Source organism: Paenibacillus sp. sgz302191, assembly GCF_057749925.1.
Window position 1 is genome coordinate 163,666 of record NZ_JBYLHY010000012.1, and the last position, 23,599, is coordinate 187,264.

At 47.7% G+C, this 23,599-nt stretch carries 25 protein-coding genes; 19 read left to right on the forward strand and 6 right to left on the reverse strand.

Annotated elements, in window-relative coordinates; all coding sequences use genetic code 11:
• Positions 1-179: 179 nt before the first annotated feature.
• The 7 genes from cidR (at position 180) to AC3G2T_RS18850 (ending at position 4,859) form a co-directional block, all read left to right on the forward strand.
• Positions 180-1,091, forward strand: coding sequence for a cidABC operon transcriptional activator CidR (gene cidR, locus AC3G2T_RS18820; protein WP_488436508.1), 912 nt, complete (start codon positions 180-182; stop codon positions 1,089-1,091).
• A gap of 149 nt (positions 1,092-1,240) precedes the next feature.
• The gene (locus tag AC3G2T_RS18825) at positions 1,241-1,843 is read left to right on the forward strand and encodes a TetR/AcrR family transcriptional regulator (RefSeq protein WP_488436509.1); all 603 of its coding nucleotides are present in this window, start codon (positions 1,241-1,243) and stop codon (positions 1,841-1,843) included.
• Position 1,844: 1 nt separating this feature from the next.
• Positions 1,845-2,594: a type I methionyl aminopeptidase gene (gene map, locus AC3G2T_RS18830; RefSeq protein WP_488436510.1), complete on the forward strand. Its 750-nt coding sequence runs from the start codon at positions 1,845-1,847 to the stop codon at positions 2,592-2,594.
• A 48-nt stretch (positions 2,595-2,642) separates the two neighbouring features.
• Positions 2,643-2,936 (forward strand): hypothetical protein, encoded by a 294-nt coding sequence (locus AC3G2T_RS18835; protein ID WP_488436511.1) that lies wholly within the window; start codon positions 2,643-2,645, stop codon positions 2,934-2,936.
• Between the two features lie 124 nt (positions 2,937-3,060).
• The gene (gene hxlA / locus AC3G2T_RS18840) at positions 3,061-3,693 is read left to right on the forward strand and encodes a 3-hexulose-6-phosphate synthase (RefSeq protein WP_488436512.1); all 633 of its coding nucleotides are present in this window, start codon (positions 3,061-3,063) and stop codon (positions 3,691-3,693) included.
• 5 nt (positions 3,694-3,698) lie between these two features.
• Positions 3,699-4,256 (forward strand): 6-phospho-3-hexuloisomerase, encoded by a 558-nt coding sequence (gene hxlB, locus AC3G2T_RS18845; RefSeq protein ID WP_488436513.1) that lies wholly within the window; start codon positions 3,699-3,701, stop codon positions 4,254-4,256.
• A gap of 213 nt (positions 4,257-4,469) precedes the next feature.
• On the forward strand, positions 4,470-4,859 hold the full coding sequence (locus tag AC3G2T_RS18850; protein WP_474680790.1) for a winged helix-turn-helix transcriptional regulator: 390 nt from the start codon (positions 4,470-4,472) through the stop codon (positions 4,857-4,859).
• Positions 4,860-4,930: 71 nt separating this feature from the next.
• On the opposite strand, the gene AC3G2T_RS18855 is transcribed toward AC3G2T_RS18850, so the two are convergent.
• Both AC3G2T_RS18855 and AC3G2T_RS18860 read right to left on the reverse strand, forming a co-directional pair.
• Positions 4,931-5,956, reverse strand: coding sequence for a cation diffusion facilitator family transporter (locus tag AC3G2T_RS18855; RefSeq protein WP_488436514.1), 1,026 nt, complete (start codon positions 5,954-5,956; stop codon positions 4,931-4,933).
• A gap of 45 nt (positions 5,957-6,001) precedes the next feature.
• Positions 6,002-6,346 (reverse strand): hypothetical protein, encoded by a 345-nt coding sequence (locus AC3G2T_RS18860; protein ID WP_488436515.1) that lies wholly within the window; start codon positions 6,344-6,346, stop codon positions 6,002-6,004.
• Between the two features lie 273 nt (positions 6,347-6,619).
• On the opposite strand from AC3G2T_RS18860, the gene AC3G2T_RS18865 reads away from it, so the two are divergent.
• The gene (locus AC3G2T_RS18865) at positions 6,620-7,000 is read left to right on the forward strand and encodes an ArsR/SmtB family transcription factor (RefSeq protein WP_488436516.1); all 381 of its coding nucleotides are present in this window, start codon (positions 6,620-6,622) and stop codon (positions 6,998-7,000) included.
• A gap of 14 nt (positions 7,001-7,014) precedes the next feature.
• On the opposite strand, the gene AC3G2T_RS18870 is transcribed toward AC3G2T_RS18865, so the two are convergent.
• Together AC3G2T_RS18870 and AC3G2T_RS18875 are read right to left on the reverse strand one after the other, a co-directional pair.
• Positions 7,015-8,031, reverse strand: coding sequence for a cytochrome d ubiquinol oxidase subunit II (locus tag AC3G2T_RS18870; protein ID WP_488436517.1), 1,017 nt, complete (start codon positions 8,029-8,031; stop codon positions 7,015-7,017).
• Positions 8,028-9,377 (reverse strand): cytochrome ubiquinol oxidase subunit I, encoded by a 1,350-nt coding sequence (locus AC3G2T_RS18875; RefSeq protein ID WP_488436518.1) that lies wholly within the window; start codon positions 9,375-9,377, stop codon positions 8,028-8,030. The genes AC3G2T_RS18870 and AC3G2T_RS18875 overlap by 4 nt, the downstream gene beginning before the upstream one ends.
• Before the next feature lie 407 nt (positions 9,378-9,784).
• Between AC3G2T_RS18875 and AC3G2T_RS18880 the strand changes: the two genes are divergently transcribed.
• The 4 genes from AC3G2T_RS18880 to AC3G2T_RS18895 all read left to right on the forward strand — a co-directional run bounded on the left by AC3G2T_RS18880 (position 9,785) and on the right by AC3G2T_RS18895 (position 14,305).
• A complete protein-coding gene (locus AC3G2T_RS18880; protein WP_488436519.1) occupies positions 9,785-10,606 on the forward strand; it encodes a helix-turn-helix domain-containing protein in 822 nt (273 codons plus the stop codon).
• Positions 10,607-10,782: 176 nt separating this feature from the next.
• On the forward strand, positions 10,783-11,745 hold the full coding sequence (locus tag AC3G2T_RS18885; protein ID WP_488436520.1) for an ABC transporter permease: 963 nt from the start codon (positions 10,783-10,785) through the stop codon (positions 11,743-11,745).
• Between the two features lie 13 nt (positions 11,746-11,758).
• Positions 11,759-12,631: a carbohydrate ABC transporter permease gene (locus AC3G2T_RS18890; RefSeq protein WP_488436521.1), complete on the forward strand. Its 873-nt coding sequence runs from the start codon at positions 11,759-11,761 to the stop codon at positions 12,629-12,631.
• A gap of 69 nt (positions 12,632-12,700) precedes the next feature.
• The gene (locus AC3G2T_RS18895; protein WP_488436522.1) at positions 12,701-14,305 is read left to right on the forward strand and encodes an extracellular solute-binding protein; all 1,605 of its coding nucleotides are present in this window, start codon (positions 12,701-12,703) and stop codon (positions 14,303-14,305) included.
• A 261-nt stretch (positions 14,306-14,566) separates the two neighbouring features.
• On the opposite strand, the gene AC3G2T_RS18900 is transcribed toward AC3G2T_RS18895, so the two are convergent.
• Together AC3G2T_RS18900 and AC3G2T_RS18905 are read right to left on the reverse strand one after the other, a co-directional pair.
• Complete coding sequence (locus AC3G2T_RS18900; RefSeq protein ID WP_474680798.1) at positions 14,567-14,935, reverse strand: HsmA family protein; 369 nt, start codon at positions 14,933-14,935, stop codon at positions 14,567-14,569.
• Positions 14,936-15,152: 217 nt separating this feature from the next.
• Positions 15,153-15,668, reverse strand: a complete 516-nt coding sequence (locus AC3G2T_RS18905) for a helix-turn-helix transcriptional regulator (protein WP_474680799.1) — start codon at positions 15,666-15,668, stop codon at positions 15,153-15,155.
• Between the two features lie 320 nt (positions 15,669-15,988).
• Between AC3G2T_RS18905 and AC3G2T_RS18910 the strand changes: the two genes are divergently transcribed.
• The 7 genes from AC3G2T_RS18910 to AC3G2T_RS18940 all read left to right on the forward strand — a co-directional run bounded on the left by AC3G2T_RS18910 (position 15,989) and on the right by AC3G2T_RS18940 (position 23,596).
• Positions 15,989-17,116: an ROK family transcriptional regulator gene (locus AC3G2T_RS18910; protein ID WP_488436523.1), complete on the forward strand. Its 1,128-nt coding sequence runs from the start codon at positions 15,989-15,991 to the stop codon at positions 17,114-17,116.
• 206 nt (positions 17,117-17,322) lie between these two features.
• Positions 17,323-18,261 carry an ROK family protein gene (locus AC3G2T_RS18915; protein WP_488436524.1) on the forward strand — a complete coding sequence of 313 codons (939 nt, stop codon included), beginning with the start codon at positions 17,323-17,325 and terminating at the stop codon, positions 18,259-18,261.
• Positions 18,258-18,983: a glucosamine-6-phosphate deaminase gene (locus tag AC3G2T_RS18920; protein ID WP_474680802.1), complete on the forward strand. Its 726-nt coding sequence runs from the start codon at positions 18,258-18,260 to the stop codon at positions 18,981-18,983. Before AC3G2T_RS18915 ends, AC3G2T_RS18920 begins: the two co-directional genes overlap by 4 nt.
• A gap of 28 nt (positions 18,984-19,011) precedes the next feature.
• Complete coding sequence (locus tag AC3G2T_RS18925) at positions 19,012-20,328, forward strand: ABC transporter substrate-binding protein (protein ID WP_474680803.1); 1,317 nt, start codon at positions 19,012-19,014, stop codon at positions 20,326-20,328.
• Positions 20,329-20,406: 78 nt separating this feature from the next.
• On the forward strand, positions 20,407-21,327 hold the full coding sequence (locus AC3G2T_RS18930; RefSeq protein WP_474680804.1) for a carbohydrate ABC transporter permease: 921 nt from the start codon (positions 20,407-20,409) through the stop codon (positions 21,325-21,327).
• Positions 21,328-21,331: 4 nt separating this feature from the next.
• Entirely contained in the window at positions 21,332-22,165 is an 834-nt protein-coding gene (locus AC3G2T_RS18935) for a carbohydrate ABC transporter permease (RefSeq protein WP_488436525.1), read from the forward strand.
• Between the two features lie 45 nt (positions 22,166-22,210).
• Positions 22,211-23,596, forward strand: coding sequence for a family 4 glycosyl hydrolase (locus AC3G2T_RS18940; protein ID WP_474680806.1), 1,386 nt, complete (start codon positions 22,211-22,213; stop codon positions 23,594-23,596).
• Positions 23,597-23,599 lie beyond the last annotated feature (3 nt).

Here is a 23,599-nt window from a genome sequence, read left to right on the forward strand (position 1 = left end):
GAACCGCATTCTTATTGGCGATTAAACCTACCTCTAAACGCGGTCGCTCATCTTCGAAAAGACCTCGATAGAGGTTTATCTCATGCAAGTGTACATGAAAGCTTTTCATAGGTAAAATGAATAGTATGAATGTCATGCATTCCATTTATCTATACAGAATGGGAGAGTGGGGGAGTCTTATGGATTTGCGCCATTTGCAGTATGTGCTGGAGGTAGTTCGCTGGAGCAGCTTTACAAAAGCGGCCGAGGAGCTGCATCTGACACAGCCGACCATCAGCAAGACGATCAAAAATTTGGAGGACGAGCTGGGGGTTGAGGTGTTTGTCCGCAACGGGAAGCGGATCGAGCTGACGGATGCAGGGCAGGTCATTGTCAAACACGCCGAGCCGATCATGAAATCGTTCGAATATTTAAAGTCGGAGCTGAACGATTTGACGCACTTGAAGCACGGAAGCATTCGGATCGGACTGCCGCCGATGGTAGGATCGAGCTTTTTTCCGGTCGTCATGAGCAAGTTTCGGCAGCGTTATCCCGGCCTTGCGATCCATATGGTCGAAGACGGCTCCAAAAAAATCGAGACCGGCGTCGCCGGCGGCTTGCTGGACATGGGTGTCATTTTGCTGCCGACGGATGAGGAGCTGTTTCATGCGTTCTCTTTCGTCAAGGAACGGCTGAAACTGGTCGTGCACCCGTCCCACCCGTTGGCTGGGCGCACGCAGGTATCGCTGGCCGAGCTTGCCGCCGAGCCGTTTATTTTATTTCGCGAAGACTTCGCCCTGCACGACCGGATCCTTGCGGCCTGCAAACAGCAGGGCTTTGAGCCTGCCGTGCTTTTTGAAAGCTCGCAATGGGATTTCATCAGCGAGATGGTCGCGGCCGGCCTCGGCATCGCGATGCTGCCCGAGACGATATGCGCAGCGCTCGATCGGAGCCGGGTGCGCCTGCTTTCGCTGGTCGAGCCGGAAATTCCGTGGCAGCTGGCCATGATATGGAGGCGCAACGGATATTTATCCTTCGCAGCCCGGGAGTGGATTCGGTTTACACAGCAAATGCTGGAGGAAATGGCCGGCGCAGGACCTTTTCCCACATAGATGAGTGCCTCGCCTCAAATATACGGCTTGTCGACGCCTCTTTTGAAGCGGGGAATACGTGCAGTGTATTTTCGGGTTGACGGGAAAGGAAAATTATTGTATTTTTATTTTGACATTGCAGTAGGTCAAAAAAGGAGGGCTTTCCGATCATGTCTCCCCGAACGAAGGAACAGAACGAAGAGATTCGTGCGAACCGGATGCAGCAAATGCTGCGGGCGGCTGCGCAGGTGTATATCGATAAAGGCATAACTATGGAAATGCGCGATGTAGCGGCCCAAGCCGCACTCGGTTATGGAACGGTTTATCATTATTACAAAAATAAATACGAATTGTTTGACGATTTGCTGTGGTGCGCTTTCGAACAGGCGAAATCGGTCACGGAAACCGCCTTGGGTGGCGGAGGACCATGGCATGAGCGGCTGCGGAATTATATCGTGCTCATGCTTCGCCAGTGGTCGGAGGATCTATCGGTGTTCATCCTGTACAAAATGTCGGCGGAAAATTTTCATCAGCTGCCCACCGGCCGTTACCGGGAGCTGTCCCAGCGGTTCCACGAAGAGCTGTACTTGCCGCTGGCGGAGGTTGTGCGGGAATGCGCCGGCGGGCGAAGCCCGGAAAAGGCGGCCAACATGCTGATTGGCTCGCTGGTCGGCTATGCCGGATTGCATATTCATCATCAGCATGAAGAGATGGATGGCGACGAGGCAGCGGAAACTTTGATTACGGGAATTTTGCCGGGAGGGAGCAGATAATATGGTGACTTTGAAATCGGCGGCGGAAATCGAAGAAATGAAAATAGCCGGGACATTCGTGGCGGCATGCCACAAAAGAGTGGCTGAGTTGATTCGCCCGGGCATAACGACGCAGGAGATTAACGACGAAGTGGAGCGGCTTATCACGAACGCCGGAGGGAGAGCGCCCACTTTGGGCTACAATGGCTACCGGTATGCAACGTGCGCTTCCGTCAACGATGTGATCGCGCATGGGTTCCCGAATAGCAAGCCGCTTCTGCAGGGAGACATCGTCACCATTGATATCGTTGCGGAGCTGAACGGTTGGGTCGGCGATTCCGCATGGAGCTATGCGGTCGGCTCCGTCTCGGAGGAAGCCGAGAAGTTGATGCGGGTCGCGAAAGAGTGCATGTACATCGGTATCGAACGGGCAACCGTCGGCAGCCGGATCGGCGATGTCGTCCATGCGATTCAACACCATGCGGAGCAAAACGGTTTTGGCGTCGTGCGCGATTTGCTTGCCCATGGAGTGGGTAGAAGCATGCATGAGGAGCCTAATTTCCCGCACGTCGGGTCGCCGGGCAAAGGATTCCGCCTTAAGGAAGGGATGGTTTTTACTATTGAGCCGATGTTGAACGCGGGAACGTATCGCATGACGATCGACGACGATGGTTGGACCGCGCGAACCGCTGACGGGAAGTTGTCCGCTCAGTATGAACATACAATTGCCATTACGAAAGCGGGACCTGTCATTTTGACTGCTCAGGAATAGATCCGGGTGCAGTTAGTTGGCAAAATTCCGCGGGGGAGAAGAGAGAGCATGGATCATGGAAAATTTATATCGAAGTGGCGGGCGAAACGTGAAATGGGCAGGAGAAAATACGTGCTCATGCACGGTTTTCTCGGTTTTGGGGTCGGGCTCGCACTGCTTTTCAGCATGATTGAACTGATTACGAACGGATCGTTTATTTTGAGCTATATGATTGCGCGGGTTGTCGTGCTGCCTACGATCGGGATTATTATTTTCAGCAACCGCTGGGATTCGCTGGAGAAAAAATACGAACGGTTGCTGCAGGGATCTTCCGCCAAAAATCCGAGAGGCCGGGCCGTGTAATACGCCAATAGTATCCTCTGCGTAACTACCGCACGCCAAAGTGCCTACTTCCTTAAATGAAATTAAGGTTCTACAATAAGCATGTGTTGAAGAACAACTTTATTTCAGAAGGAGCGATACGAGGATGGAACTGCAATTAGCACTGGATCTAGTAGATATTCCCGAAGCGAAGCAAGTGGTTGCGGAGGTAGGGGAATATATTGATATCGTCGAAATCGGCACGCCGGTCGTCATTAACGAAGGGCTGAAAGCCGTAAAAGAAATCAAAGCGGCGTTTCCGTCGCTGCGCGTGCTGGCCGATCTGAAAATTATGGACGCCGGCGGGTATGAGGTCATGAAAGCGTCCGAAGCGGGAGCGGATATCATTACCGTTCTGGGAGCGTCCGACGATTCGACGATTCGCGGCGCGGTAGAGGAAGCGAGAAAGCAAAACAAAAAAATTATGGTCGACATGATCAACGTGAAGGACATTGAAGGCAGGGCAAAAGAAATCGACGCTCTCGGCGTTGACTATATCTGCGTTCATTCCGGTTACGACCATCAGGCCGCAGGCAAAAACTCTTTCGAAGAGCTTACGGCGATCAAGCGCGTCGTCAAGCATGCGAAAACGGCGATCGCAGGAGGCATCAAGCTGAATACGCTGCCGGAAGTTATCAAAGCCAATCCGGATCTGGTCATCGTAGGCGGCGGCATTACCGGCCATGAAGATAAAAAGGCGGCCGCGGCGGAAATGAAACGTTTGATCCGTCAGGTTTAACCGCCATGGAAACGATCGAATACGCAGCCGAGATCGTCAAGGAGCTTGTGCGTTCGGTGGAGCAGATCGGCGAGGAAGAGGCCGAGAAATTGGCCGGTCTTATTTTGCAATCCGGGAAGGTGTTTGTGGCCGGAGCCGGGAGATCGGGTTTAATGGGGCGGGCATTCGCCATGCGCCTGATGCACACCGGGATTGACGCCTATGTGGTCGGTGAAACGGTGACTCCGGGCATTGGCAGGGGCGATATTTTCGTCATCGGCACGGGCTCGGGGGAAACGAAAAGCTTGGTTCCGATGGCCGAGAAAGCGAAAAGTCTCGGGGCGTCCGTTGTTGCCGTCACGATTGCTCCCGAGTCCACCATCGGAAGGTTGGCGGATGTTGCCGTGAAACTGCCGGGTTCGCCCAAAGATCAAGCGAGCGGCGGCCATACGACTATTCAGCCTATGGCTTCTTTATTCGAGCAAACTTTGTTGGTGTTTTACGACGCCGTCATTCTCAGGTTGATGGACAAACAGGGGTTGGACTCCGGCCGGATGTACGGCAGACACGCCAACCTGGAATAAGCCGCGGGGCGCGAAAGCGCCCGCGCGCTGCGCGCGGTGTGGAGACGCATGACGGTCGTCAACCACATCATGTTGTTAGGGTCAATGCGTCCGCATGAGCGGATGCATTGACCTTTTGCCGCTTCGGTAAATCGGCGCCGGCATTAAATAGCGCAAACTATATAAAAACGAACCGTGAATTTATAGTATACTAAGGAAAGGAGGAGGATGATCATGGCCAGTGAAGTCAAAGAACGAATCAATCTTATGGAGATAAATTGCGAGAAAGAATTAACTTTGGCGGTTATCGGGGGGAAATGGAAATTAATCATATTGTGGCATCTCGGCCTGGAGGGAACCAAACGGTTTAGCGAACTGAAAAAGTTGATCCCCCATATTACGCAAAAGATGTTAACCAATCAGCTGCGTGAATTGGAAGAAGATCAGTTGGTCTACCGGAAAGTGTATCCCGAAGTTCCGCCCCGTGTCGAATATACGTTGACCGAACACGGTGAAAGTTTAATGCCCGTATTGAAAATGATGTACAACTGGGGGAAAAATTACGGAGAACGCGTCATATGGAACGAGGAAGGGACTTGTCAGGAGGCAACGGTCACCTTATGATGGCCGATTATGCATGATAAAAGGCTACGATAACTAACTTCATCGCAGCCTTTTTGTTGTTGCCTGCAGCTTTATATCTTGCATTCCGCATGCTGCAGGTTGGATTTTTCCACTTGAATCGTCGTGTGACGGATTTGAAATTTGTTTTCCATTTCGTGAATCGCCTTCTGCAAAATGTCTTGACCGTCCTTATCGTCCTCGATCAGCATATGGCAGGTCAAAGAATCGAGGCCGGACGTAATGGTCCACACATGAAGGTCATGCACGTTAATAACTCCGTCAATGCGTTCCAACGTTTGTTTCACCTGATCCATTTCAATCGTGATCGGCGTGCCTTCCATCAAAATATGGATCGCATTGCGGATTACAGCCCAAGCGCTTTTCAAAATAAGGACGGAGACGACCACGCTGATAATAGGGTCCGCAACGTACCAGCCGAAGGAAAGCATGAACAATCCGGCTATGATCGCGCCAACCGAGCCTAGTGCGTCCCCGATAATGTGCAAGTAGGCGCTTTTTACATTGATGTTGCCCTCGATATCCCCTTGCTTCATCAGCGCCCAGGCGCTTGCCAGATTTGCGATTAATCCGACAGCGGCAATAAGAATCATCGAGCCGCTGGAAACTTCGGGCGGAGCGAAGAAACGGTCGATAGCTTCTTTGATAATAAACGCGGCGATGATGAACAAGGAGACTCCGTTGAACAAAGCCGCCAATATTTCAAAGCGGTAGTACCCGAACGATTTGCGTGGGGACGAAGGTCTGGTCGCGAACCACATGGCTGTCAGACTTAATGCGAGCGAAGCCGCGTCGCTTAGCATATGGCCGGAATCGGAGAGAAGGGCGAGACTGTTCGTAGCGAGTCCTCCGAAAAATTCCAGCAGCATGATGGCGCTCGTAATGATCAGCGCAATGGTCAGCCCTTTTTTGCTATTGGGGGCGTGAGAGTGTCCATGCCCGTGTCCGTGATGGTGGTGGCCGTGACTGTTTCCATGGTTATGTCCGTGATTCTGTCCGTCATGATGCCCGTGCGAGTGATCGTGTTCATGCGAATGATCATGGGAATGATCGCGATGGGAGTGGTTGTGCGACGACATATGTGATCCCTCCTGAATTAATATATGAGCATTTGTTCATATGTATTATATTCCAGAATGCGCCGATTGGCAATAAAAAAGAACAAGCCTTAATTTAGGCTTGTTGAGACTGCTGGAGCCGGCACTAGCGCAATGCGAAACATGCTTGTAAAAGTGCACCGCGCGCAGCTTCGAGCGTTCGGTGTTACGCTGCATGATGGCGGTCGGTCGACCATATGAGGCCTGACCGGAAACCCACACGCCGGAGCCGATCGCGCAATTTGCCAGGTTGTGTGAAGAAAACCTGGCAAAGTGCAGCTTTTTGCCCGGTGATCTCCTGGTAACGGAAAATTCCTGCACAATCGCAGGCTTTTCGCCAAAATGAACCATTTCCGAGGAAAAAGCCTGCACTTTCGCAGGCTTTTCCTTGCAAAGCCGCCTTGTCCCCCTCACTTCTGCGCCCGCTACCTGTGCAGGAGAGGGAAGGCCCACTTCAACACCACAAATCGTGCAGGAGAGGCATTAGTTGGGGAAGAACGGCCGCGCCGCCATAGGCGCATAACAAAAGAACAAGTTTTAGTATAAACTTGTTCCCGTGCAAGTATGTGATATGCCCGGTAGTGTAGAGCCGGTTTTTCTTTTTTGTTATAATGAATCAATCAGAAAAAAGAGGGAGCGGTCATAATGGCGGACGTACACGCAGAAATAACACCATTTCAAGAGCAGTGCGATGATTCCTGCGAAGGGACATCCAATGTTGCCGAAATTAAAGAAAAAATGATTTCCGAAACTACCGCGGCGGATTTGTCCGATATTTTCAAGGCTTTGGGAGATCCGACGCGGGTTAAATTGATCTACGCTTTGCTGCAGGGCGAGCTATGCGTCCACGATTTAACGGTTATCCTCGGCATGGGACAATCTGCCGTCTCCCACCAGCTCCGCTACCTGCGCAATTTGCGGATCGTCAAACGGCGCAAGGCGGGGAAGACGGTTTTTTATTCGATTGATGACAGCCATATCGAGCAAATTTTTACGCAGACGCTCCAGCACGTCAAACATAGTTGACCGACCGGCCTGGCTCAAGCCCGCTTGCCCTGCACATAATCGGCGTCAAAGAGGAACAGGCGCATTAACAGGATTAGGGACGGAATCAAAATAAGCAGTCCCGCAATAAAGGCAATCACCAGCGCCATGCCCATAGACGGGTTGGTAAAACTGTCGTGGATCGTAATGTACGGATAAAGAATGTACGGCAAATGGGCTTTTCCGTAACCGAAAAAGGCGAACGCAAACTGCAAAATGACCATGATAAAAGCGAGCCCAAGCCGGCGCTGCTTCCAGACCAGCCAGACGGCGGCCAGAAAACAGAGCAGTGAAGCGCCGAACATCCAGCCCAGATCGAGCATGCTCCGAAAATGGTCCGGATTTTGCCTGCTGATCGCGAAAAATACGAACAGGCTGGCTGCGATGGTCGGAGCGCTCCAAAAGAGGGCGTAGCCGCGTACGATTTTGAACGCCGGCAAATCGTGCGCCCTGTGAGCATAGTAGCTCAGAAACATGGCCGAAATATATAGCACGCTGACAAGCGCCAGCAGGACAACCGCCCAGGTGTACGTGCTTCCGAGAAGCGCGCTCCAGTCCATGACGATGTCTCCGCCGCGCTCGAAAACAACGCCGCCTTCGGAAATGATCAGCACCGCGGACAGCGTCGCCGGGATGAGCAGGCCCGTTGCGCCGTAGATCAGCATGTACCATTTGTTGTCTTTGGAACCGTACGTGCTGAACGCATAGTAGGCTCCCCTGACGGCAAGCAGGACGATGGCGATGCTGCCCGGAACGAGCAGCGCAGTCCCGTAATAGCGGGCTGTTTCCGGGAAAAAGCCGACCATGCCGATGTAGAAAAAGACGAGGAAGACGTTGGTGACTTCCCAGACGGGCGACAAGTATCTTTCGATGACTTTATGAATGATATGCTTTTTCATCGTGATCACGGAATAGTAGCTGAAAAATCCTGCGCCGAAATCGATGGATGCCACAATCAAATAACCGAACAAAAATATCCATAACACCGTTATTCCCAATAATTCCAAATTCATCGTTGACCGCCCTCCTTTGCGATGCCAAGCGCGATTAGCTCGTTCGAGACGTTGTTTTTTCGGAAAAGCTTGGACAGTACTTTAACCGCAGTCAGCGCCAGCACCAGATACAGCAGACAAAACAGGAGCAGCATCGTATCGACCTGTTGGGAAGACGTGGCTGCTTCCGCAACCTTCATATACCCGCGCAAAATCCAGGGCTGCCGTCCGACCTCCGCATAAAACCATCCGGATTGAATCCCGATCATCGACAGCGGTCCGCACAAAATAATGACGAACAGCAGCCACTTCGGATACGGCTTGCCATAGGCTTTGCGGGAAAACCAGAGGTGCAAAACCGCCGCGACAATCGTAAACATGCCAATACTGACCATGATATCGAAAAAATAATGAACGTACAGCGGAGGGCGCAAATCCTCCGGAATATCGTTCAGTCCTTTGACTTCCGCACCCGGTGTGCCTCCGGCCAAAATGCTGAGCGCGTACGGGATTTTCAACCCGTATTTGATCTCACGGTCTTCCGTCAAAATACCGCCGAGCACGAGCGGCGCATTCGTGGAAGTTTCGAAATGCCATTCGGCTGCGGCCAGCTTTTCCGGCTGGTTTTTGGCCAAAAATTTCCCCGACAAATCCCCGATGAAGGCGGTAGCCAGCGAGAAAACGAGACCTGCGGCGACCGTCAGTTTCAGTGCTTTTTTGGCGTATGCGTCGTCGCCTCTTTTTCGGAGAAGCGAGTAGGCGGCAATAGCTGCCAGTATGAAAGCGCCGGTCATGTAGGCCGAGGAGAGCACATGGGCCACTTTGGTCGGCATGGAAGGGTTGAACATCGCGAGCAGCGGCTTCACGTTCGTGATCATTCCGTCCTTCAAGGTGAATCCTTGGGGAGTATTCATAAACGCGTTAACTGTTGTAATAAAAAATGCGGAAGCCGAGGAGCCCAAAACGACCGGCACCAGAAGCAGCAAATGAAGCTTCGGTTTGACCCGTTCCCAGGTGTACAAATAGATGCCGAGGAAAATCGCTTCGATGAAAAAGGCGAACGTTTCCAGAAAAAGCGGCAGGGCGATGGCCTGACCGGCTATTTTCATAAAATTCGGCCAAAGCAGGCTGAGCTGGAGGCCGATGGCCGTCCCGGTTACGACGCCAATGGCCACGGTAATGACAAATCCGCGCGCCCATCTGCGGGCGAGCAGCGTGTAGTAAGGATCTTTGCGCTGTATGCCGACAAGTTCGGCGAGCATAATCATCACCGGCACGCCGACGCCGATCGTTGCGAAAATGATATGAAACGATAAAGTAAGCTCCGTGAGCATGCGGCTGTAAAAAACGGGATCGTAGTTAGGCATAAGGTTTCATCTCCTTTTTTCATGGTGTTGGCGGGTTTCAAAAAAGCTTTCTGACAAAAGAGGCCAGCATTACAAAAGCGACGGCAAACATTAAAATCATGAGGCGTTTTTCGTGTTTTTGCGACGGGCTCAAGCGGATCACCTTCTTATCATCATGTTGGGACTGCTTAGTTTTATATTACCGCATGGTTGTGATTTATTTCACATAAACTGTGAAGACGCATTGAACAAAGTTTTACAATATTCAAAACGAAAGGGGGGGATTTGAAATTTCATTCTTCGGCAGCATGTCCCTATATCTTTCCATGTAGAGTTTCCTTGAATCCACAAAAAGATCATAATATAATAGATTCAATCAGTAGGTATTGGGTTAATTGTATAATTTTATATTAGAAAGGATAATTTCTATGGAATATGTCGAAATTAATCCTCGAATTGAATTATTCATCAACAGACACTCCACACCCACTTGGATTATTGAAGATGCGACGACAGATTTTGTCGATTTAACATATATTTTTAAGGGAAGGGCTTACTACTCCATTAATGGCACTGTCCATGAAGTCAATCAAGGGGATCTCATATGTATTCCTAAAGGCAGCCGCCGAAGCGCAACCACTGACCCCACAAATTTGATGACCAGTTATGCACTGAACATCCAACTCTATGATCTGGAAGGCAAGGACGTTCATTTGCCGTTTCCTTTAATTTCACATATCGACGAGCCAGAAGAATTGCATTCATTGTACAATGAGTTGACATTTGAATGGTTAAAGAAAAATAAAGGTCATGAATTGAAAGCGCGTGCATTGCTGTTTCTGATTCTTCATTATTATTTCAAGTCTTTGTACTATAAAGACAACAATGCGAATATAGACAAACGCATTCAGAAATCTATTAGATACATTTTAAGCAACTTGCAGAATCAAATTGAAGTTGAGGAGCTGGCATCTGTTGCCGGCTTGACTACCGCGTATTTTGGAACTCTATTTAAGAAATACATGGGGGCATCCGTTAAAGAGTATATCAATAGAATGAAAATCAACAATGCTGAGAATATTCTCCTTAGCGGTGAGTTTACCGTTCGGGAAGCTGCTTATAAATGCGGTTTTGAAGACATTTATTATTTCAGCAAGCTATTCAAAAAAATAAAGGGTTTTCCCCCCTCCAGAATTTTAATAGAAAATAGCAGATCTGATCGGCAGGAATTTGAAACCCTAAACAAGTAGAATAAATCGGACTTATCGCGGAAGCAGCGATAGGTCTTTTTTTATGCAAAGATAGGGGAGTTTAATAAAAATGTTATCCATAATTAATACAAACGGTTAAAAGTTTGTCCATGGATATTGAAAGCGCTTAAAATTACAATTCAAATATAAAAAATACAAAAAGGAGAGTACACCAAATGGAGAGGAACGATGTAATGAAAACGGAAGCAAGCACGAAAACCTCCATTCTTGCAGTCAAAGGAGGTGGCATCGCCTATTTGAAACGACAATGGCCGCTCTACATCATGATGGTCGTTCCGATGGCATTCTTCATCATTTTCAAGTACATTCCGATGGCCGGCGTTATGGTTGCTTTCAAAGAATACAACATATTCAAGGGCGTTTGGGCCAGTCCTTGGGTAGGGTTTGCAGTCTTTAAAGAAATCTTCGCCATGCCCGAGTTTTATAAGGCGCTTCGCAACACTTTGATGTTGAACGTGCTTGGCTTGCTCACATTTCCAGTTCCCATTATTTTAGCGCTTCTGCTGAACGAGTTGCGGGTTCAATGGTACAAAAAGGTAAGCCAGACATTGATGTATCTGCCCCACTTTATTTCCTGGGTCATCGTAGGGGGAATGGCCATTGAATTGCTCTCAACCAATAACGGTTCGATCAATCATATGCTGACGGCGATTGGCGCTTCCCCTATTCCTTTCTTGGAGAAACCGGTGCTATGGATTACAACCTATGTGGGGACCGGAGTTTGGCGTAATGCGGGATGGGGAACGATCCTATACCTCGCAGCGCTTACAGGAATCAATAAGGAATTGTATGAAGCGGCAGAAGTGGACGGCGCAACCCGGATGCGCAAGATCTGGCATGTCACTTTGCCGGGCATCAAGCCGACGATCGTTGTCCTGTTCATTCTTCAAATCGGCAATATGGCCAACATTAGCTTCGAGCAGCCGTATGTGCTGAAAAATTCGTATGTTATGGACTACGCCCAAGTAATCAGCACTTATGTATATTCCGTAGGGATTCAGTCGGCAAGATTCGCTCTCGCAACGGCCGTCGGTTTGTTCCAATCTGTAGTCGGATTGATTCTCCTTCTGTCAGCAGAATTCATTTCGAGAAAAATCAACAATCAGGGCATTTTCTAAAGGGGGTACATCCATGATTCAAAATCCGACTGAGAAAATCGGCAATATCATTATTATGTTCCTGCTGGGCATCTTTTGTTTATTCTGTGTTGTGCCGATGCTTCATATTTTTGCTCTATCGCTTAGCGGCAACCGGGCTGTTATGTCCGGCGAAGTGACTTTGTGGCCAATTGATTTGAATTTCGAACCGTACAAGAACGTGTTTGGCGACATGAGTATGATTCGCTCGCTAATGTTTACGGTCTGGCTCGTGGCCGGTTATACGGGCGTGAGTTTGATCGCCACCATCTTGGCTGCCTATCCGCTTAGCAGGCGGAATTTCAAGGGAAAGAACTTGTTGTTTGCCCTCATTATCATCACGATGTTTTTTAATCCCGGGATTATCCCGAATTACTTGTTGATTAAACAGCTGCATATGTTGAACAGTGTTTGGTCGCTAGTGATTCCTTTGCTTATCAATGCTTTCTTATTGATTATCTTAAAAACTTCATTCTCTCAGCTCCCGGCTGAATTAGAAGATTCCGCCTGGATGGACGGATGCGGGCACTTCCGTTATTTGTTACGGATCGCGCTGCCCCTGTCGTTGCCGATTATAGCGACATTGGCTCTTTATTCGGCGGTCGATCGATGGAACATGTTTCAGGATGCGCTGTTCTATATCAACGACTCACAACTTTATCCGATTCAACAGAAGCTTTATGAGATCGTGATCAACAGCCAGGTGAACGACGCCACTGCCCAAGAAGGCTTTGGAGGATCTGCTCCGGTGCCGCAGAGCTTGCAGGCGGCAAGCATCATGTTCGCAACGGTGCCCATTCTACTCGTATACCCGTGGCTCCAACGTTATTTTATCTCTGGCATGCTTGTAGGTGCAGTAAAAGGCTGATAGCTGTCTCGACCGTTTCAAGCGGTTGAATTCACTATACATTCGACAGATTAAAGGGAGGATACAAACATGCGAGTCAAATTTCGCAAAACCATTAACGTAGCAATGGCAGTTTTAGCGACGACCGCTATCTCGCTTGCAGGCTGCAGCAGCTCGCAAAACAGCTCAAGTAACTCGACCACTCCGGGAAGTTCAACTGCGGCGAACGAGACCCCGAAGGGTCCGCCGATCACTTTAACGGTCGAGCTGTTTGATCGAAGTAATGCGCCGGCGGGCGCCCCGCCAATCACTGACAATTTCATGACGCAGTACATCCAGAAAAACTTTGGCGATCCGAACAACATTACTGTCAAGTTCGTCACCGTTCCTCGCTCTGAGGAAGTCAAGAAGCTGAATGTATTGATGGCATCGGGAACAGCCCCGGATCTCGTTTTTACGTATGACAAGCCAACCGTTCAAAGCTACGTGCAAAGCGGCGGTATCGCAGATCTCGGGCCGGCGATCGACAAATACGGTCCACAGTTGAAGAAAGTTCTTGCTCCTACGTTGAAGGACGGCGTTTTTAACGGCAAGCAGTATACCATTCCGGCGCTGAGGGTCATTCAATCGCAAACGACAACAATCATTCGTAAAGATTGGCTGGATAAATTGAATCTGCCGCTGCCAACGACAACGGACGAGTGGTATCAAACATTGAAAGCGTTTAAAGAGAAGGACCCGGGCAATACCGGCGGAAAGGTTATTCCTTTTTCGTTGATCGATATGTTCCATATTAAGCCGCTAACCAACTCCTTCTGGGATTGGAGCAAAATCACAGAAGAGGATCTGTTCGCCGATCCGGATGGATGGACGCTGCCTGGCAACAAGGAAGCCTTCAAGTTCTTAAACAAACTATATAATGAAGGTCTGCTCGATAAAGACTTCCCGCTTGCGGCAGACTTCAGTCAGACATTCAACAAACAAGTCGTCAACGGCCTCGCAGGGTCTGCTACACCGAACACAAATGATCCGGTTTACAGCGGCTACTATGCGAACCTGAAGAAAAACAATCCTGAAGCTGTTCTCGCGACGATCGATCCGTTCAAAGCGTCGAACGGCAAGTATCCTAAACCGATGTATTCCCCTAGCGGTATTTATCTGATGGTTCCGGCAGCGAGCAAAAACGTCGATTCGGTTATCAAATATTTGAACTGGATGGCGGAACCGAACAATCTTATCGCACTGCAATTCGGAAAAGAAGGCGTTTCTTACAAAACAGGCGACGACGGCATTCCATTTGCATTGACAACGCCTGAAGCCACCCAAATTCTCTTTAATAATCAAGATTACGCCATGATTATGAACGGCAAATATGTAAGCACGGACTCGCCAGACAAGAACATTGCAGCCAACGCAGCCGATCCGCAATTTAAAGACTTTACAATCAGCAGCATTAAGACCGGTGCGCGTGACGGCTATACAGGTCCTCGCGTCGACATTCCAATTCAAGCGGAAATCAAGTATTCGCAGATTCTGAACGACAAGGTCAAGCAGATGTTGGCTAAGATTATTACCGCCAAGTCTACCGAAGTCGACAGTATCTATGACCAGCAGTTCAAGGAATGGAAGGATGCGGGGGGCGAAGCCATTATGAAAGAAAGAAGACAGGCGTATCAACAATTTTACAAAAAATAATCCTTAACCGCCTAATGAACTCGGTTCTCTCTCTATGGGGGGACCGAGTTTCATCATTTTCAACTTTAATGCTTTAACTGATGCAGCCGTTCGGTGGAACAGCATCTATTGTGCTTCCGCGGGAACGAAAAACGTGAAGTTCCGGTACGCGCCGGAGTCGGGGACCACAAGACAGCAACGCCTCTGTTATGAAGTATAACAGAGGCGTTTTTTGCCATGCCCATATCCCTTAATATTCGGGAGATGGGGCAAAGCGATGGCTTATTTGAAAATACTTAGTCCGACCCCAATCAAGTAAGGTACTAACCACAATCCCCAAACCACTAAGCTAAACTTATGGAATTGACCGATTTGCTTTTCCTTCTTTCTCCATAATACAATTGCTGCCCATATGGCATGAATTAGCATCAGCAGAAGGGCGACCATGCCTGTAATACCGTGCAAATTAATCTCTCTGTTTGGGTTCAGCTGCCCCATAAAGCCAGTACCTATTCCATCGAACAATAGACCGGCAAAGAAGAAAGCGAGATGCTTCGGTTTCAGCCGACCTGAAATTTTTTCAGCCCAGACACCGATAGTATAAGCAACCAACGCTAAGTTTATAAACAGAACCGCGAAAAATAATAACATGATTTCCTCCTGAATAGTTTATTTTCGATTAGTCATAACTGACTAATTCATAATTGATTATATATTGCATAATATGATTAGTCAATACTGACTATTTGAATTTTGACTATCTTTAATTTTCTTTCTTGGTAATATTCATGCTAAAACCGACACAAAAAAAGCAGGCTCTGCGCTGCAGCGCAAAACCCGCTATGAAATGTACGAATCGAACGAAAGCCTATTCTTTTTGTAATTCTTCAATAACAGATTGCAACCAGTTCCTCTCAGCCTGTTTGCATACAAGATGATGCTCGATCGATAAATCAACCCCTCTTGAGAACTTATGTTTAGGCATTTGTTGCAATTCTTCGATTTGTTCGGTCAACCCATTCAAACGCAGCAAGAGACAATCGATCGCTTCTTCTTTGGGTAGATAGTCCATGAACATAAGTCCAATATCGCCCTTGAAGGACGTAGTATCCTGCTCAGACAGGTTTCCACGAAGAAGCAAGTAAAATTCTTCTTCGCCGGCCGGAGTAATGGAATACACCTTTCTCGGCGGGCGGTTTCCTTCCTGGTCCTCGCGTACGCTGATAAAACCTGCAGCGTTCAGCTTGTCCAAAATGGCATACGCTGTAGCTTTTTTCATGGAGGTAACCCTGCTCAAGTTTTTATCGATAAATTCATTAATTTGATAGCCATGCAGACTTTGGGACTTTAATATTCCAAGTAATAGCAGCGTTCTTTCGTCCATAGCCTTCCCCTTCTGCTCGTTCCGATATGATTTATTATATTTTACAATAATTTCATTATTTAATAAAGCTTCAAGGAAGAGCCTATCCCCGTGTTCCTCTCAGTCACTCGCTAACCATTTCCTTGGCAATCTGTAGCATCTCCTGCCATGCTGATCCTCCTCAACTTATTGGAATATTATACAGCATCCTCTGTAAATTTTTCCATTGAGTTGTCCTGTACCAGTTTTGGCTAGTTCGCCGTAAGGAAAGTTGCGTTCATTGACGTGATCGGCTTCTTCGTTTAAATTAAATTTATACGAAATCCAAGGAGACAGGGAAATTGAAAAAAGGCAGTTTGGAACATTTGAAAAAATTAAATCGCAACCTCGTATTGGAAATGATTCGTTCCGACCAACCGATCAGTCGGGCCAAGGTAGCGCAAAAATTAAACCTTAGCCGCTCGACCGTTTCCGCTATCGTCGATGAATTGATCTCCAAGAAGTTTGTGATGGAGACCGGGTTCGGTACATCTACCAGAGAAGGCGGACGGAAGGCGATCGAGCTAGGGTTTAACCCGCGGTCCGGCTTTGGAGTTGGGGTTGAGCTCCTGTTAAAGGGGCTGTTTATTTGCATCACGGATCTTGACGGGAATGTTGTCTGGAAGGAGCGGAGGGAAACCGATAAAGACTATCGGACGATTTATGAATGCATTCTCTCAAGTTTAGATAAAGCTTCCGTGCCAATGGATGCTGTGGTCGCGGTCGGTTTTTGCATTCCCGGTTTAACCAACTGCAAAGAAGGAATTATCGTTGATGTACCCGAATTTGGCTGGAAAAATGTCCGCTTTGTCGATGAAATGAAGAAGTATTTGGCCAAACCCATTTACATCAATAACGATGTGAACTGCGCGGCTTTATGTGAACGATGGGTTGGCGGGGCCAAAGACCTGGAAGATTTTATATACATTTATATAGGCATGGGATCCGGTGTCGGCAGTGCGATTATAGCGAACGGGAATTTGGTGCTTGGAAAAGATTTTATGGCCGGAGAGATCGCCTATTTTCTGCTTGAGGAAGATGTATCGAGCAATCGGACGAACGTGTCCGGCGAATTCGGAGTTTTTGAGAAGAAGATTTCGGGAACTGCACTCGTGGGGAGCCAAGGCTCGGTACAACAGTTGTTCCGTGCATACGAGCAGGGGGAACCGAAGTCTGTCCTTGCTGTGAACCGCTTTGTAACCAGTTTGTCTATTGGAATTGCCAATATGGTCAGTCTGCTCAATCCGGAGAAAGTGATTATCAGCGGTGAAGTGTCAGGCTATATGCAGCCTGTTTTGAACGAAGTTCAATCCAAGGTAAGTAAAATGACGCCGATTCAAACGACCATCGAAACTGCTGCGGTGAGATCGGAAGCAGGAGCACTTGGGGTTATTGCTTATGCTTTCGAACAAGAGCAGAATATTATGTAATGATTTTTTTATCATGCACGGGATAATCTAAACACGGCTTGTTTGTATGTCCATTACAAACAAGCTGTGTTTTTTTAGTTTGTTTTTTAATTGACATAACTATGAAAACGGTGTATATTCGTTTTAGATAGTACGTTCGAAGAACAAACAAACTAACTAAGCAACACATTTTCAAATTGCCGAACTGAGGTGCAGAAAAAAAAATTATGTTAAGTACGAACAATTCTCAGCAAACCTCTGCTGAAGAAACCTATGCTGTTGGAGTCGATATCGGCGGAACAAAAATTATTGTCATAATTGCCAATCAAAACGGAGAAATCGTTTACAAGGAAAAAGTAAAAACGACGGAAGGGCTTGAAAAAATTTATGGGCACATTATGAAAAGCTTAAGTGCCGCCGCTATATCGCTGGAACAAGTTGTTGCAATCGGTTTCGGCGTGCCGGGTGTCACGAATAGCAAAGAAGGGATTATTATCGAAGCTCCCGCATTAAATTGGAGCCATGTTCCATTCAGAGATCAAATGCAGCAGTATTTGAATAAGCCCGTCTTTGTAGAAAACGATGTGAATTGTGCGGCATTAGGCGAACGATGGATCGGCTCGGCACCGAATTCGAACGACTTCGTTGTTGTGGCGATCGGAACCGGAGTGGGAAGCGCGATTGTTGCGAACGGCTCCCTCATCCAAGGAAGCAGTCATATGGCGGGTGAAGTCGGTTATCTCGTTTCGGAGCAGGATGTTCTTGACAACAAGTTCAATGCGTTCGGTCAATTCGGGCTTTTCGAGAAAAAAATATCCGGGGTGGCATTGTCTCAGCATGGCATTTTGCCCCACATTTTGTTTGAGCAGTATGCCGAAGGGGACGAAAAAGCGATTTCGATTATTGATCGTTTTGTCGCCGACTTGTCCATCGGAATTGCCAATATCGTCAGCTTGCTGAACCCCAAAAAAGTTATACTTGGCGGCGGAGTTTCTCAATCGCTTCATTTTGTAATCGATCTCATTCGTGAATCCGTAGCCAATTTAACGCCGATTCCGACGGAGATCGTGCTTACAGCTTTAGGGGAGGAAGCGGGAGCTGTTGGAGCCGTTGCTCTTGCTTTCGAACAAATGGGCATATTTAACCAACAAGGAGGTGCGGCATGAAAACGTATGTAGCTCACGACTATACGGCAATGTCTTTGCAGACAGCCGAACTGATCATTCAGTGTATCAATCGAAAGCCTGATTCCTTAGTATGCTTTGCAGCCGGAAATTCGCCGCTCGGTACATTATCTTGTTTAGTGGAAGCAGCGCGTCGAGGCGAGGTGAATTTTGACCGGTGCCGCTTTATCAGCCTCGACGAATGGGTCGGACTCGATGAATCGGATGAGGGCAGCTGCAGACAAACGATGAATGAACACTTTTTTATACCATGCGGCATCGAGGAAAGAAACATTCATTTTTTCAATGGCAAAAGCAGCGACTTGGAAGCCGAATGCAAGTCGATGGATGAACTGATTAAGACTCATGGGAGCATTGATTTATTGCTGCTTGGAGTTGGTATGAACGGCCATCTGGGCTTTAACGAGCCAGGCGTCAGCTTTGATCTGTACACGCATGTTATCGATCTCGATTCCGTTACCAAACAAGTTTCCGTGAAATATTTCCAAAATCAGCAGCAGGATGTACAGCAAGGAATAACGCTTGGAATCAAGCATGTGCTGGAAGCGAATACAGCCATTCTTATCGCCGATGGAGCCAAAAAAGCGGAGATCATGAGAAAAGCTTTGCACGATGAAGTGACGAATCAAGTTCCTGTTACGGTACTGCAGCGGCATCCGAATGTGCACGTTTGCCTGGATGAAGCGGCCGCATCGTTAATATAGGCCAAAATAAAAAATAGGGGGATGCAACATGAAAAAATTAAAAACGTATTCAATATTTTTCCTGCTGTCGATGACGGCGTTCAGCATGGCCGGCTGCACATCCGGATCAAATGATGCCGCAAAAGCTTCAGGCGGCGCTGGCGCCGGAAAAGTTACTTTGACGGTAACTTCTACGATGACCGACGAAGCCCGTGTTAACATTATGAATCAAACGATCAAAATTTTTAACCAGACGCATCCGAACGTAACGATTAAATACGATCCGAGTCCTTGGTCCAACTATGCTCAAAATTTAAAGCTGTCTTTCAATACCGATTCCGGGCAGGATATTGTGTATGTGGATGACACGATGCAGCAAATGCTGCAAAAAAATAACTACTTGATGGACATCACCAATGATGTGAAAAGCCGCGGTTGGATGGATAAAGAGGTTCCCGGCGCATTCGACTTCCAAAACGCAAGAACTTCAGGCAAGTATTACAGTGTTCCTTTCATGACGGCACCTGTTACGGTTTTCTACAATAAAGATATTTTTAGTAAATTGAACCTCACTCCGCCAAAAACGATGGATGAATTCAACGCCATTTTGGATAAAGTAAAAGCAGCGGGCTACGTGCCGATGGAAAATGGCGGATTGTCCAACTTGCCGAAGATGTGGTCGCTGTTCGATATTCTCTACAATCAAGTACCGATGGACGACATCAAACAGTTTTATTTCCAAAAAGGTATCACACCGGCGTTTGAAAAAGGGTTTGTAAACGCTCTGAATCAAATTAACGACTGGACCGATAAAGGATATTACCGGAGTGACGATGCTTCCATCGATGGAGCTGCAGTACCGCAGTATTATGCAAAGGGCCAATCAGCAATGGTGCTTGCCGGAAACTGGGACATTCCGACATTCGAGGGTACAAAGGTTGCGACCGGCGCATTTGCTTTCCCGTCGGCTAATGCAAATGCTTCGGCGAACCCGACCGTCAATGCGACTGACGGCGGATGGGCGCTCAATGCGAAGCTGAGCGGCGACAAGAAACAAGCCGCTTTGGATTTCGTCGACACGTTCTTGAATCCTGATGTCGTGAAACTCTGGTATGAAGGCGGATCTACACCGACGGTTAAGGCTGATATGTCCAGTGCTAAAGCTTCTGAGTTGAAAAAAGAAGTGGACCAATCGGTACAATCGACACAGATGGGCTTCTACTTGGACAATGCTGTTCCTGGACTTGGAGATATTTTGAATAAGCAGCTGCAATTGATGTTCTTTCATAAGGCCACTCCGGAACAGGCTTGGACAGAAATTAAAAATCAATATAACAAGCTGGTACAAGCTGCACAAGGCCAATAAGATTGAATGTTGAAACAAGATGTCCTTTAGCCTGCCATGGGCTAATGGGCATCCATCCTATAAGAGGAGGCGATTCTTGTGAAACAAGAAGCCATACCCTTATTGCAGCGCAGCAATAAACGGAAGGATGCGGGGAAAACAAATCCGCTTGCATACTTATTTCTGCTTCCGGCATTCGCCATGATCATCTATTTTGTTTGTTGGCCGGCGCTGCAAACTTTTTATATCAGCCTGACGAATTGGGATGGAATTAGTCCCAAGAAATTTGTAGGCCTTACAAATTATTATCGTCTGTTTAGCGAAGAGCCGATGTTTTGGCAGGCGATCAAGAACACTTTAATGTGGGTTGTCGGCGGGGCTACGATTCCCGTTTGGCTCGGGCTCGTTTTTGCAAACCTGCTTGTAAGAGGCAATGTCAAATTTACCAAATGGTTTCAGATGGGTTTTTTCTTTCCGCAAGTCATCTCATCTGTGATAGCCGCTGTAATTTGGAAGTGGATCTATGACCCGAACTTCGGACCCTTGTCCGCAATTCTGGATAACATCGGCATCGGCAAGCCTGCCGCGGGTTGGCTTGGGAATCCCGATCTTGTGATGTATGCGTTATTCGTCATTTTCTTGTGGGGAAGCTACGGATATACGACGATGCTCTTTACTGCGGCTTTACAGGGTGTCGATTCGCAATTGTATGATGCTGCAAATATAGACGGATGCGGGGCGTGGGGCCAATTCCGCCATGTTACGATTCCTGGCTTGCGGCAAACGATAACTACCGTCGTCATTTTAATGACGATCGGCTCTTTCAGCGTGTTTGATATCGTTATGGCAACGACCAAGGGCGGTCCGGGATACAGCTCTTATGTTATTTCATATTACGTCTATAACCAAGGCTTTATTGAAAATCGTTTGGGGTTTGCGGCAGCGGCTTCCATTATTTTGACAGTGTTCATTTTAATTGTTACCAGAACCATCATTCTGATCAGGGAAAAGGATCAATAAGCTTATGACCAGAATTTCGTATATCAGCCGCACACTCGTCTACGCAGTCATGATTACAGCGGCGCTGTTGACGATCGCTCCGTTCCTGCTCATTATCAATACTTCTCTAAAAACAACGGACGAAATCAATATCAACGGACCTTTGGCACTGCCGCAAGCGCTGCATTGGGGAAATTATTCACGCATTTGGGATGTCGGAAATTTTGTGACCTATTTTCAGAATAGCGTCATTGTCACCATCGTTGTTGTTGCGGTGGTAGTCCTTCTATCCTTGCTCGGTGCCTATCCGTTCGCTTATATGAGATTTAAGGGGAAGGGTATGCTTTTTCTCTTGATCCTGTGGGGACTTACGGTGCCATTGGATCTGATTATTATCCCTTTATTTACAAACTTGAAATCCATCGGCTTGCTGAATACGCTCTGGGCCATCATTTTGCCGCAAATCGCGTTGAATATTCCTTTCTCCATCTTTTTATTAAGAGGGTTCATGAAGGATATACCGGTAGCGCTTCTTGAGTCGGCGCGAATCGACGGTTCGAACGAAACGCAAAATTTGTTCCGAATCATCGTACCGATGCTGTATCCTCCGTTAGTTTCGCTAATTGTGTTTACAGCCATCGGGACATGGAACAACTTCATGCTTCCGACGATTCTTATTCAAAACGACATGCTGCGGACACTTCCGGTAGGACTCAATTTTTTCCAAACCAAATTTACAATCGATTATCCGATGATTGCTACCGCAGCGGTTATCTCGGCATTGCCTACTGCTGTCATTTACGTTATTTTTCAGCGGAACATTATGTCAGGTGTTATGGTAGGGGCATTAAAGGAATAGCCTGCACTAAATTATAATTTCTACATTATCAAAGGAGCTGGAACCATGAAAAAGATGAAAATTGCATTAATCGGAGCAGGGAGCGTTTCGTTTGCCTTAGGAGCATTGCAAGATATTGTATTGTCAGCGAGATTGAAAACTCAGGTCGATCTTGAAATCGCTCTTATGGATATAGTGGAAGAAAATGTGAATCGGACTTTTAAGTATGCGAATGAGATGTTCACCTCCTTCTCTCATCCGGCCAACATTTGGCAAACTACCGATTTGGAAAAAGCTCTTCAAAATGCGGATTTTGCCATCGTAGCCATTGAAGTGAACCGCTATTATTATTGGTCTCAAGATTTCCACATCCCGCGTCGCTTCGGAAGCAAGCAAATATACGGGGAAAACGGAGGTCCGGGCTCCATGTTCCATACGCTCCGCAACCTGGGGCCGATGCTGGAGATTGCCCGGATGATGGAAAAAGTATGCCCCGACGCCTGGTTTATCAACTATACGAATCCGGAAGCGAAATTGGTGGAAGCCATCTCCAAGTTAACTTCCATTAAGATCGTGGGTCTCTGTCATGGTCTGGATATAGGGATTCATCAGCTGTGCGATTTTCTCGAGCGGAAGCCCGAAGAAATCGGCATGGAAGGGGGCGGCTTGAACCACTTCGGCTTTTTCACCAAAATTTGGGATAAGAAGACAGGCGAAGACTTGTACCCGCTCTTCCGCGAAAAGGAACAAAAGGCTAACCGCCTGGCTCATTTCGACCACATCGGGCTCTCCAGAACGATGTATCATCTTTACGGCTATTACCCGTATCCGGGAACGAATCATATCGGAGAATATATCTCCTATGCGCAGGATTTCTACGCGGGCCTAGCGCTTCAATACAGATATGAACCGACGCAGGAGCAGCTCTGGAAGAAAGACTCGAGAACGCCGGACTTTGTCTATAGTGCGAGCGGCAACATTTTGGACAAAGGATTGTACGAGCCTGTACAGACGCAGGAAACATGGACGAATGAGGCGTATACGTTCCGTAAAGAAACGGTGAAGTCGAGCGGTGAATATGCCATTCCGATCGTCGAAGCGATTTTCTTTGACGATGAAATTCAGTTGAATTCGGTCAATTTGCCAAATAATGGAGCGATTAAAGGGCTTCCTGACGATATGGTGGTGGAAACTCAAGCTATCGTGAACGGAAAAGGCATCTTCCTGAAGCCTATGACCGTTGAACTGCCGACGGCGGTTATCGGAACGATCCATATCCAAGGGACGATCCATAAACTGCTGCTGGAGGCGTTTGTTGAAAAATCGAAAACCAAACTGCTGCAAGCGATTTTGCTTGATCCGCAAGCGCCGACTTATTATCAGGCTTGCGCCATGATTGACGAGATGTGCGAGCTGCAGAAGGAAATTCTTCCTGCCCTGGAGTGGAAATAAGAT